The sequence below is a fragment of the Algiphilus sp. genome, assembly GCF_023145115.1.
Lineage (GTDB): Bacteria > Pseudomonadota > Gammaproteobacteria > Nevskiales > Nevskiaceae > Algiphilus.
Window position 1 is genome coordinate 20268 of the sequence record NZ_JAGLEJ010000047.1, and the last position, 11534, is coordinate 31801.

Consider the following 11534-nt stretch of genomic DNA (forward strand, 5'->3'; position numbering starts at 1 on the left):
AGCGGCCCTCGCCTCCTTCACATCGAATAGCGCAGCGTTACGTGAACGGCGCGGCCGGGCTGGTTGTACGTGGCCGCGGTCTGGTACTCGCTGTCCAGCAGGTTCTCCACGCGACCCTGGACGCGCCACGCTGCGGACAGCTGATAGCCGAGCCGCGCGTCGAGCAGCACATAGCCGGCGAGCCGCTGGCTGTTGGCCGCGTTCTCGTAGCGGCGACCCTCGGCGTAGACGCTCATGCCGGCGTCGAGACGCCCGAAGCGGCGATCCGCGTCGAACTGGAGAATCTGATCGGGGCGGCGGCGCAGACGGTTGCCGCGATTGTCGCCCTCGCCACGATTCTCCGGCCTCTGGTAGGTGTACGCGACGCCCAGTTCCCAGTCGGCGACGTCCAGCGCCGAGCTCAGCTCCACGCCCTGGACCCGCGCCTCGTTGACGTTCTCGGGGCGGAAGCTCCCGTCCGGGGCCTGCACCGTGTCGATGAGATCGTCGATGCGCGTATCGAATGCCGCCACCCGGAGGGACCAGATATCGGCCGACCATTCGGCACCCAGCTCGACGCTGCGCGATTCCTCGGGGGCCACATCCGGGTTCCCGAAGCCGGGGAAGTACAGCTCGTTGAAGCTCGGCGCGCGGAACGCGGTGCCATAGCTCGCGCGCAGGCGCAGCCGGTCCGCCATCCGCCAGGCGATCGCGGCCGTGCCGGTCTGCTGGTTGTCGAAGTCGTCGTAGTCGTCCGTCCTTCCCGAGAGCCGGTACTCGAAGGCACCCAGCTCGCCCAGCAGCTGGGCGTAGACGCCGGTGATCTCGCGCCGCGTCTCGTCGTAGCCGGTGGTGGAATCGACCCGCTCATCGACATGATCGACACCGAGACTGACGCGCTGATCGAGGACGTCGGCATCGGCCTGCACGCTGAAATCATTGCGACTGGTATCGAAGCGGGTGCGGAAGTCACCATTCCGGAAGTTGCGCGAACGGTCCTCCGACCGCCCCGCGTCGATGGTCAGCGAAAGCGGCTCCCAGGGCCGGACCAGCCAGGACGCGCCGAAGACCTGCTGGACGGTCTCGGTCTCGTTGACGGCATCGAAGTCGGGGTTGCCGTCGTAGGCGCTCTCGCCGTCAGCATGCAGCGCATTCGCGCGCAGCTCGCCGAAGCGGCCGAGGTGCAGCCCGCCGCGCCCCGATACCGAGAGACTGCGGTAGCCGTCGTCATCGGGCTCGAAGGTGGTCTGGGAGTCGATGCCGGCGGTATCGACGACATCGGTGTTCAGGCTGAACCAGCCCCGCTCGCCACCGCCGGAGACGCCCGCGGCACCGCGATAGGTGTCGAAGCTGCCGCCGCCGAGCTCGAAGTAGCTGCGCCGACCGTCGGTTTCGCTGCCGCGCGTGAAGATCTGGATCACGCCACCGATGGCGTCCGATCCGTACAGACCGGACTGCGGGCCGCGCACCACCTCGATGCGCTCGACCTGCTCGATGGGAATGTTCTGGAAGGCGGCCGTGCCACTGGTGGCGGAGCCGATCTCGACACCATCCAGCAGCACGAGCAGATGGTCGGAGTTGGTCCCGCGGAGGAAGATCGAGGTGTTCTTGCCCGGCCCGCCGTTGTTGGTCAGGTTCAGACCCGGTACCCCGCGCAGCGCCTCCTCGACGCTGCCGACCTGCCGCCGCTCGATATCGCGGCGCGAGATGACCGATGTCGCGGCCAGACCGTCCGCGACCGTCGGTGTCGGCCCGCGCGTCGCCGTCACCACCACCGGATCGAGCTCGGCCACTGCCAGCACCAGGGGATCCCCGGATGCCGACGCGGCCGCAGCCACGCACAGCGCGCAGCCCCCGAGAAGGCGTGATTGAAGGTTCGTGATTGCCATGCTTGCTCCCTCGCGTGCCACCCGCACGCCGTCGTGTCCGCGTTCTGCGACACGGCGCCGGAGCCAGAGAGCGATCCGATGCGGCAGCCACGAGAGTCGGCCACCGGGAACGCCCGCAGCCAGCCCGCCGCTGTGCCGCGCCAGTGTTCCAGGCCGGTATCCGGGCTTGCGAGTGGAGACAAGGGGTCTCGGGTTGCGGCACCTTCCCATGCCGTTTCGGCACAGTGGCTCATTCGCCGCGAACCGCTCGCTTACCGTTGCGGGGGCAGCGTCGGCATTGCGCCCTGGGGCGCGCACCGACTTCCCGTTTAACCGCGCCGCGATAGCAGCGCAGGCACCTCGAACGCCGCGAAGCCTAAGGCGGTCGCGACGCCGGGTCAAATCGCGCCGGCGAACGCCCGTGCAGCGCGACAGCGCAAACTTGCTATCGTGATTCGCGCGTCAACGCGGCGCCCGCAGCGCCTTGCATGCCCGCACGTTTGGCGCCCCAATCGACATTTTTACAGCTTATCGATGCATTTCGCGAGATCCATCGCTGCCACCGCGCTCCTCCTCCTGCTGCCGGCCATCGCGCCGGCAGCGCCGGTCGCCGTGGTCGACGATGCCGGGAACCGCCTTCGCCTCGACGCGCCGGCGCAGCGCATCGTCAGCCTCGCGCCGCATCTCACCGAGAACCTCTTCGCGGTCGGCGCCGGCGAACAGATCGTTGGCGCCAGCCAGTTCAGCGACCACCCGCCCGAGGCCGAGGACATTCCGCGCATCGGCGGCTATTCGCGCATCGACATCGAGCGCGTTCTGGCGCTGGAGCCCGATCTGGTGGTCGGCTGGTCCAGCGGCAACGACATGGCGCAGCTCGAGCGCCTCATCGGCCTGGGTGTACCGGTCTACATATCCGAGCCGCGCAGCTTCGCGGACATCGCCTCGACGCTGGAGCGCCTCGGCCACCTCTCCGGCAATGACGCAACGGGCAGTCGCGCCGCCGAGGCACTGCTTTCGGGCGTTTCGGCCCTAGAGACGCGCTATCGCGATGCCGAGCCGGTATCGGTGTTCTACCAGGTCTGGCAGCAGCCGCTGATGACGGTGAACGACGATCATCTGATCGCCAAGGCCATCGCCCTGTGCGGCGGCGACAACGTCTTCGGCGCGCTCGACACGCTGGTGCCGCGCATCGATCGCGAGTCGGTGCTGGAGATCGATCCCGAGGTCATCGCCGCGGGCGGCATGGGCGAGGATCGTCGCGACTGGGTCGAGGCGTGGCGGCAGTGGCCGCAGCTGCAGGCGGTGCGCAAGGAACAGCTCCTGTTCATTCCGCCGTCGCTGATCCAGCGCCACACCCCTCGCGTCCTCGAGGGCACCACCCTGCTCTGCGATGCGCTCGCGGCGGCTCGCGCCGCGCGCGCCAGCGGCAACCGGGACATCGCACGGTGACACGCCCGTCGCGCAGCCTGCTGGTGCTGCTCCCCTGCGCCCTGCTGGCCCTCGCGCTGGCCGTGGCCATCGGCAGCGTCAACCTCGCGCCTGCAGAGATCTGGGCGGTACTGCGCGGCGCCGGCGAGCCGCTGCACCGGACGATGCTGATGGAACTGCGCCTGCCCCGGGCGCTGGCGGCGTTCGCGGTGGGCGGCCTGCTGTCGGTGGCCGGCGCGCTGATGCAGGTGCTGCTGCGCAATCCGCTCGCCGATCCCTACGTACTGGGACTGTCCGGCGGTGCGGCGGTGGGAGCCCTGCTGGCGATGATCGCGGGACTCGGCATGGCGCTCGTTTCCGGCGCCGCGTTCACCGGCGCCCTGGTTTCCACCGCCATCGTGTTCGGCACCGCGCACGGCACCGGCAGCTGGACTCCCACGCGCCTGCTGCTGACCGGCGTCGTCGTTGCGGCCGGCTGGGGCGCGCTGATCAGTTTCCTGCTCGCGATCGCGCCGGCGCGCGAACTGCCCGGCATGCTGTTCTGGCTGATGGGCGACATGGCGAACGCCCGCACACCGTGGCCGCCGCTGGTCGTGCTGGCGCTGGTGGTCGCGGCCGCCATGCCCTTCGGCCGGAGCCTCAACGTGCTGGCGCGCGGGCCCCAGCAAGCGGCCGCGCTGGGCGTCGCCGTCCGCCGGATGGAGTGGACGGTCTACGTGGCGGCCGCGCTGATCACCGCCACGGCGGTCACGGTGGCCGGCAGCGTCGGCTTCGTCGGCCTCATCGTGCCACACATGCTGCGCCTCGTCGTCGGCTACGACCAGCGCATCATCCTGCCGGCCTCGGCGCTGGCCGGCGGCACGCTGCTGGTCCTGGCCGATACCCTGGCGCGCACCATCATCGCCCCGGAGCAGCTGCCGGTGGGTGTCATCACCGCCATGCTCGGCGTGCCCGTCTTTCTCTGGCTGCTGCATCGGAGCCAATCCACATGACCGCGCCCCTCATGCAGCTGGATGCGCTGCGTGTCGATGTCCCGGAAAGGCCCTCGGGCGATGCGCTCGGCTGTTGCTTCGAGGCCGGCCAGACGTGGGCCATCCTGGGCCCCAACGGAGCCGGCAAGACGACGCTGCTGATGACGCTGGCCGGGCTGCGGCCGCCGCGCAGCGGTACCGTCCTGCTCGATGAGACGCCGCTGCATCGCATGCCGCGCCGCCGCGCGGCGAGACGGCTGGGTGTGCTGTTCCAGCATCACCACGACGGCTTTCCCGCAACGGTGCGCGAAACCGCCCTCATGGGCCGGCACCCGCACCTCCGATCATGGGAGCTGGAGGGTCCGGACGACTTCGATGCGGCGGATGCCGCGCTTGCGCGCGTCGGGCTCACCGAGCTCGCCGACCGCTCGGTGCAGACGCTGTCGGGTGGCGAGCGGCAGCGTCTCGCCCTCGCCACGCTGCTGACGCAGGACCCCGCACTGCTGTTGCTCGACGAGCCCACCAATCATCTCGACCTGCATCACCAGATCGCGATGCTCGACCTGATCCGCACGGAAGTCGCGGACGGTCGCTGCACGGTGATGGCCACCCACGACATCAATCTCGCCGCGCGCTACTGCAGCCATGTGCTGCTGCTCTATCCGGACGGCGCTGCCTGCTGGGGTGCGGTCGCGACCATGCTCTCGGTGCCGGCTCTGGAAAGGCTCTATCGGCAGCCACTGGCGGCCGGTACCGTCGATGGCCTCCCGGTGTTCCTGCCGCGTACCGGCGCCTGATCCCCTGCACATGTCCGCAGGCGCACGCGTACGACCGGCCGCAGGGCGCCGTCATCCACGCCAGGATCGAAGGTCGTCAGGGTCAGGCGCTTGGCGGTCACTCGCACCGCACTGCTCGATGCCGTCGCGGCGGCCCGCGCAACGGAGCGCATCGGAACCGGAGCCCGGTAGGTTCCCACCGTGACATGGGGCACGTAGCGCTGCCCGCGCGCGGCCGGAACAGGCGCGCACAACGTCTGCTGGAGACGCTCCAGGACACCGCCTTCGTCACGCACCCGCAGATAGGCACAACCGTTGAAACTGCCGATACCGCCCACCAGCACCGTGAATGCCGGCGGCAGCGCGGCGTTCAGCGCGTCCCGCTGTGCGCACCGCTGCCGGATGTCGTACTCGTCGGTGTCGGTGGCAACGCGTACCGGAAAGCCGCACGCGGCCAGCGTGATGTGCGGCTGCCGCGCCGGCGCCGGACCGAGCCACGGCGCCAGCCGTTCGCGGACCCGTGCACAGAGCGCGCGAACGGCTGGCGTGTCGGCTTCGATCAACCAGACCGCGTAACGCCTCCGGCCCCTGTGCCACGCCGCGCGCTGGTCGGCATCGGGCGGCGGCAGCGCACAGCCGTGCGCGAAGCGGCTGCCAACGGCGCTGACCGGTAGCGCGACCGTGCGCATGGTCCGAATCGGCGCGGGTCAGCCCCCGCGCGGCACGAGCCGCTCGCGCCCGCCCATGTAGGCGCGCAGCGCCGCCGGCACGGCCACGCTGCCGTCGGGCTGCTGGAAGTTCTCCAGGATGGCGACCAGCGTGCGGCCGACCGCCAGCGCCGAGCCGTTGAGGGTGTGCAGCAGCTCGGGCTTGCGCGTATCGGGATTGCGCCAGCGCGCCTGCATGCGGCGCGCCTGGAAATCGCCGCAGTTGGAGCACGACGAGATCTCGCGGTAGGTGTCCTGCGACGGCAGCCACACCTCGATGTCGTAGGTCCGTCGCGCGGCGAAGCCCATGTCGCCGGTGCACAGCGCGACCACCCGGTAGGGCAGCTCCAGCGCCTGCAGCACGGCCTCGGCGTGACCGGTCAGCGCTTCCAGCGCGGCGTCGGATTCCTCGGGTCTCACGGCGTGCACCAGCTCGACCTTCTCGAACTGGTGCTGCCGGATCATGCCGCGCGTATCGCGGCCCGCCGCACCCGCTTCCGAACGGAAACAGGGCGTGTGCGCCACCCAGCGCCGCGGCAGCGTGTCGGCGTCGACGATCTCGTCGCGCAGCAGATTGGTGACCGGCACCTCGGCGGTGGGGATCAGGTACCAGGGTGTCTCGCCGTCGAGCCGGAACAGGTCCTCGCCGAACTTGGGCAGCTGACCGGTACCGCGCAGCGAGTCCTCGTTGACGATGAAGGGCACGCAGACTTCCTCGTAGCCGTGCTGCGTGCTGTGCAGATCCACCATGAAGGCAACCAGCGCCCGGTGCAGGCGCGCGACATCGCCCTGCAGCACCGCGAAGCGGCTGCCAGTGAGCTTGGCTGCCTGGGCGAAGTCGAGCCCGTCCAGCCCCTCGCCCACCGCAACGTGGTCGAGCGCGCCTTCGGCGGGGCGCGGATCGCCCCAGCGGCGCAGCTCGACGTTGTCGGACTCGTCGGCGCCGTCCGGCACGTCGTCGGCGGGCGGGTTGGGCAGCCCCATCGCCAGCCGCTCGATCTCCTGCTGCAGGGTGTCGAGACGCTCGGCATTGGCGTCGAGCTCGTGCTTGAGGCCCTCGACCTCGGCGAGCAGCGGCTGGATGTCCTCGCCGGCGGCCTTGGCCTGGCCGATGCGCTTGGCGCTGCTGTTGCGCTTCTGCTGGAGCTCCTCGGTGCCGGTCTGCAGTTCCTTGCGCTGGCGCTCGAGCTCCTGGAAGGCGGCGACGTCGAGCTGGAATCCGCGCCGCGCGAGTTGTTGCGCGACGGCCTCGGTCTGCGTGCGCAGCAGTTTGGGATCGATCATGGCGGTGGGTCGGCGGGTGGATCGGCTGATTCGGGACCGCGATTCTACCGATGCCGCGCCCCCCGCCGGCGCGCGGCGGCGCCGCCCAGCCACCATCCGGCCGCCGCCCCGGTCATCCACGCCGCCAGCGCGGCGGCCAGGGCACCGCCCAGCAGCAGCGCCGCGCCCGGGGAGGGCTCCACGCTGCGCGCGAGCTGCACCCACTCCCAGCTGAAAGTCGACAGGCTGGTGAAGCCACCGCAGAACCCCGGCAGCAGGAAGGCCTGCAGCTGCGGCCGATCGCGTTCCAGCAGCCGGTGCGCGGCCGCGCCCATCACCGCCGCGCCGAGCACATTGACCAGCAGCGTGGCCGCGCCGGGCAGCGCGATGGACACCGAAAGCGCCACGCGCAGCCCGCCACCGAGCGCGCTTCCGGCGGCCACCAGCGCGGTGGTGCGCACCCCGTTCACGCGACCGCCAGATAGCCGAGCGACGCCGCCAGCGGGCACAGCACCATGGTCGCGGCGGCGTAACTCAGCGCATGGCCGCGCTGCGCCCGCCACAGCAGCATCGTCTGCAGGCCGAAGGCAGAGACGGTCGTGAAGCTGCCCAGCCCGGCAACGGCCAGGACCAGCCATACCGGGTCAAGGCCGGCCGAGCCGGCACTGGTCGCACCGCCCAGCAAACCGATGGCGCCGCTGCCGCCAAGGTTCACCAGCCAGGTGCCCAGCGGCCAGATGCGGTGGGCGTCGAGGCGCCCGGCGATCCACCAGCGCAGCGTCCCGCCGGCGGCGGCAGCCAGCGCCACCAGCAATGCCAGCGTCACGCCGCGCCGTCGCCGCGCAGCTGCCGGAGACGCTCGCGCACGCGGGACTCGATGCCGCGATCGGTGGGCTCGTAGAAGCGTGCGCCCACCAGCGCATCCGGGAGGAACTGCTGACCGGCGGCGTGCGCCTCGGGCTCGTCGTGATCGTAGCGATAGCCCTTGCCGTAACCGAGATCCTTCATCAACCCGGTGGGCGCATTGCGGATGTGCAGCGGCACCGGCGCGCTGCCGTGCTGGTCGACCGCCGCCATGGCGCGCTTGTAGGCGGTGTAGCCGGCATTGCTCTTGGGCGCGACGGCCAGCCAGATGACGACTTCGGCGAGCGCCAGCTCGCCTTCCGGCGAACCGATGCGGTCATAGGCGTCCCACGCCGCCAGCGCCATCTGCAGCGCCTTCGGGTCGGCCAGACCGATGTCCTCGTAGGCCATGCGCGCCAGCCGCCGGGCCAGGTAGCCGGGGTCGGCGCCGCCGTCGATCATGCGGCAGAACCAGTAGAGCGCGGCGTCCGGGTCCGACCCCCGCACCGCCTTGTGCAGCGCCGATATCTGGTCGTAGAAGGCGTCGCCCTGCTTGTCGAAGCGCCGCATGCTGCGCCCGAAGACCTGTGCCAGCCCCTTCTCGTCAGCGGCACCGCCGGCACCGAGATAGTCCGCGGCCATCTCCAGCATGACCAGTGCGCGGCGCGCGTCGCCGTCGGCCATCTCGATGATCCGCCGGCGCCAGTCGTCGGGCAGTTCCAACGGCGCCACGCCGCGCTCGGCATCGGTCAGCGCGCGTTCCAGCATGGCATCGACGGCGGCGTCGTCGAGCGGGTGCAGCACGAACACGCGGGCGCGCGACAGCAACGCGCTGTTGAGCTCGAAGGACGGATTCTCGGTGGTGGCGCCGACCAGCGTCAGCGTGCCGTCCTCGACGAAGGGCAGCAGCGCATCCTGCTGGGCCTTGTTGAAGCGATGGATCTCGTCGATGAACAGCACCGTGTCGGTACCGTGCATGCGCGCCTTCTGCGCGCTCGCCACCGCTTCACGGATGTCCTTGACGCCCGCCATGACGGCGGAGAGCGTGCGGAACTCGGCCGCGACGTGGGCGGCCAGCAGGCGGGCCAGCGTGGTCTTGCCGCAGCCGGGCGGTCCCCAGAAGACCATCGAGGGCACGCGGCCGGCGTCGATGGCGGCGCGCAGCGGCGCGTCCGGTGCCAGCAGATGGGGCTGGCCGAGCACTTCCTCGATGGTGCGCGGCCGCATGCGCGCGGCCAGCGGCTCGCTGCGATCGACCATCAGCGCCGCGGCATCATTCGAGGGCGACCACTTCGGTGCCCTCGGGCGGCGTGAAGCGCAGCCGCGATTCCGCGATCGCTTCGTTGACCGTCACCGCGGAGAAGCGGACCTCGGTACGGCCGCCGATGCGGTCCTCGAAGAAGAGCGCCTCCGGCACGCCGTCGCGCAGGTGCAGCAGCACCGAGCGGAAGTCGCTCTGGTCGGAGTCCGGCACCAGTCGCACCGCCGCGACGCCGTCGGGCAGCGCCTCCGGCTCGGCATTCTCGATCGCGAAGCGTTCGCGCAGCCCGGCCCCCTCCGCGAGCAGCTCGGCCGGCGTGCCGGCAAGCGCGGGCGCGGCCGGCCGGCGGGTGGCCTGGGCGAGATCGGGGTCGTAGTGCCACAGGGTCTCGCCGTCCGCGACCACGACCTGCGCGAAGGGCGCCTGCACTTCCCAGCGGAAGCGGCCGGGCCGCTGCAGCCAGAATCGGCCGGTGCTCTCCTGAAGCACCGTGCCGGTGTCGTCGCGCTCGATCTGCGTGAAATCGGCGCTCAGGGTCTCGACGCGTTCGACGAAGCGTGTCAGCGCGGCCTCGGCCTCCTGGCTGGCGGCGGATAGCGACACCGGAAGGAGGAGTGCGCCGAGCAGAAGGGCGGCGGTGTGGCGGAATCGGGTCATGGCGGAAGCGTGCCGGATGGGATGGCGCCCCGATCATTGGGAGCCGGCGGTGAATGCGTCGTGAATCGTGCCATGCTGGCGGAACGCGGCTTCATTCCCGGCCCGACTGGACGAGGATCTCGCGATTGCCGCCCGGGCCACTAGGCCCCACGACGCCGGACGTTTCCATCTGCTCGACGATGCGCGCGGCGCGGTTGTAGCCGATCTTGAGCCGGCGCTGCACCCAGGAGGTGGAGGCCTTGCCGGACTCGATGACGATCTGCACGGCCTGATCGTAGAGCGGATCCTGCTCGGCATCACCGTCGCTGTCGCCGCCCGGCGCTTCGACATCGCCGGAGCAGACCGCATCGATGTACTCGGGTTCGGCGACCTGCTTGAGGTACTCGACCACCTTGTGGACCTCGTGGTCGTCGACGAAGGCGCCGTGCACGCGGTCGATGCGGCTCGATCCCACCGGTCGATACAGGCCGTCGCCGTGGCCGAGCAGGGTCTCGGCGCCGATCTCGTCGAGGATGGTGCGCGAATCGACGCGCGAGGCCACCTGGAAGGCCAGGCGGGTCGGGATGTTCGCCTTGATGAGGCCGGTGATGACGTCGACCGACGGGCGCTGCGTCGCCACGATGAGGTGGATGCCGGCGGCGCGCGCCTTCTGCGCGATGCGGGCGATCAGCTCCTCGACCTTCTTGCCCACCACCATCATCATGTCGGCGAGCTCGTCGATGACCACGACGATGTGCGGGATCTCCTCGTCCAGCTTCGGTTTCGGCGGCGCGTCCGGATCCTCCTCGCCGTCGGCGAACAGCGGCGCCGACTGCATCGGGTCCTCCAGCGGCGCGCCGCGGTCGACCGCTTCGCGGATCTTCTTGTTGAGGCCGGCCAGGTTGCGCACGCCGACGCGCGTCATGAGCTGGTAGCGGCGCTCCATCTCGCCCACGCACCAGCGCAGCGCGTTGGCGGCGTCCTTCATGTCGGTGACCACCGGCGTCAGCAGGTGCGGAATGCCCTCGTAGACCGACAACTCCAGCATCTTCGGATCGATGAAGATGAAGCGCAGCTGCTGGTGCGTCGCCTTGTAGAGCATCGACAGGATCATGGTGTTGATCGCCACCGACTTGCCCGAGCCGGTGGTGCCCGCGACCATGAGATGCGGCATCTTGCCGAGATCGACCACCATCGGGCGGCCGGCGATGTCCTTGCCCAGCCCCATCGACAGCGGCGACGCCATGTTGCGGTACTCGGGCGCGTTGAGGATCTCGGACAGCGACACGATGTCGCGGTGCTGGTTGGGGATCTCCAGCCCCACCACGGACTTGCCGGCGATGACCTCGATGACGCGCACCGACGACACCGACAGCGCGCGCGCGAGGTCGCGCGACAGGTTGGTGATCTGCGAGCCCTTGACGCCCGGAGCGGGCTGCAGCTCGAAGCGCGTGACCACCGGCCCGGGCTGGGCCTCAACGACCTGCGCGGTGACGTTGAAGTCCTTGAGATGCTTCTCGAGATCGCGCGATATGCGCTCGACATCCTCGGCCGTGAAGCCCTGCTTGGACGGCCGCGCCGCATCGAGCATGTCCAGCGGCGGCAGCGGATCGCCGGTGAAGGCCGGCACGCCGCCGCCCTTGCCGGTGTCGTCGATGGCGAGCGACAGCTGCTCTTCCCGGGGCTCGGCGGGCGCGCTCTTCGCGGCCTTGCGGCGCGACTTGCGGCTCCGGGTCGCGGCCCTGGCGTCGGCGGGCGGCGCATCGACGCTGGGCGCCGCACGCGGTGCCGGCGCGGCCACC

11 protein-coding genes and 1 riboswitch are annotated in these 11534 nt (G+C 70.6%); of the genes, 3 read left to right on the top strand and 8 right to left on the bottom strand.

The features are described from left to right. Positions 1-17: 17 nt before the first annotated feature. Positions 18-1868, bottom strand: coding sequence for a TonB-dependent receptor (locus tag KAH28_RS15810; protein ID WP_290578284.1), 1851 nt, complete (start codon positions 1866-1868; stop codon positions 18-20). 133 nt (positions 1869-2001) lie between these two features. Beyond that, positions 2002-2225, bottom strand: a riboswitch (cobalamin riboswitch). A 156-nt stretch (positions 2226-2381) separates the two neighbouring features. On the opposite strand from KAH28_RS15810, the gene KAH28_RS15815 reads away from it, so the two are divergent. Genes KAH28_RS15815 through KAH28_RS15825 form a run of 3 tightly spaced genes read left to right on the top strand, consistent with a single transcriptional unit; the run spans position 2382 to position 5043 of the window. Beyond that, positions 2382-3296 (top strand): cobalamin-binding protein, encoded by a 915-nt coding sequence (locus tag KAH28_RS15815; protein ID WP_290578286.1) that lies wholly within the window; start codon positions 2382-2384, stop codon positions 3294-3296. Continuing rightward, positions 3293-4267, top strand: a complete 975-nt coding sequence (locus KAH28_RS15820; protein WP_290578288.1) for an iron ABC transporter permease — start codon at positions 3293-3295, stop codon at positions 4265-4267. The genes KAH28_RS15815 and KAH28_RS15820 overlap by 4 nt, the downstream gene beginning before the upstream one ends. Beyond that, entirely contained in the window at positions 4264-5043 is a 780-nt protein-coding gene (locus KAH28_RS15825) for an ABC transporter ATP-binding protein (protein ID WP_290578290.1), read from the top strand. Before KAH28_RS15820 ends, KAH28_RS15825 begins: the two co-directional genes overlap by 4 nt. Here KAH28_RS15825 and KAH28_RS15830 read toward each other — a convergent pair. From KAH28_RS15830 to KAH28_RS15860, 7 genes are all read right to left on the bottom strand, one after another. Then, positions 4974-5711 (bottom strand): 2'-5' RNA ligase family protein, encoded by a 738-nt coding sequence (locus KAH28_RS15830; RefSeq protein WP_290578292.1) that lies wholly within the window; start codon positions 5709-5711, stop codon positions 4974-4976. The genes KAH28_RS15825 and KAH28_RS15830 overlap by 70 nt on opposite strands. Before the next feature lie 18 nt (positions 5712-5729). Next, complete coding sequence (gene serS, locus KAH28_RS15835) at positions 5730-7013, bottom strand: serine--tRNA ligase (RefSeq protein WP_290578294.1); 1284 nt, start codon at positions 7011-7013, stop codon at positions 5730-5732. A gap of 44 nt (positions 7014-7057) precedes the next feature. After that, positions 7058-7462: a CrcB family protein gene (locus KAH28_RS15840; protein ID WP_290578296.1), complete on the bottom strand. Its 405-nt coding sequence runs from the start codon at positions 7460-7462 to the stop codon at positions 7058-7060. Beyond that, entirely contained in the window at positions 7459-7818 is a 360-nt protein-coding gene (locus tag KAH28_RS15845; protein WP_290578298.1) for a CrcB family protein, read from the bottom strand. Before KAH28_RS15845 ends, KAH28_RS15840 begins: the two co-directional genes overlap by 4 nt. After that, on the bottom strand, positions 7815-9095 hold the full coding sequence (locus tag KAH28_RS15850; RefSeq protein ID WP_290578300.1) for a replication-associated recombination protein A: 1281 nt from the start codon (positions 9093-9095) through the stop codon (positions 7815-7817). The genes KAH28_RS15845 and KAH28_RS15850 overlap by 4 nt, the downstream gene beginning before the upstream one ends. Before the next feature lie 13 nt (positions 9096-9108). Further along, positions 9109-9753 (bottom strand): outer membrane lipoprotein chaperone LolA, encoded by a 645-nt coding sequence (lolA, locus tag KAH28_RS15855; RefSeq protein ID WP_290578302.1) that lies wholly within the window; start codon positions 9751-9753, stop codon positions 9109-9111. Positions 9754-9844: 91 nt separating this feature from the next. Next, on the bottom strand, positions 9845-11534 hold a 1690-nt coding region (locus KAH28_RS15860; RefSeq protein ID WP_290578303.1), incomplete at its 5' end, for a DNA translocase FtsK.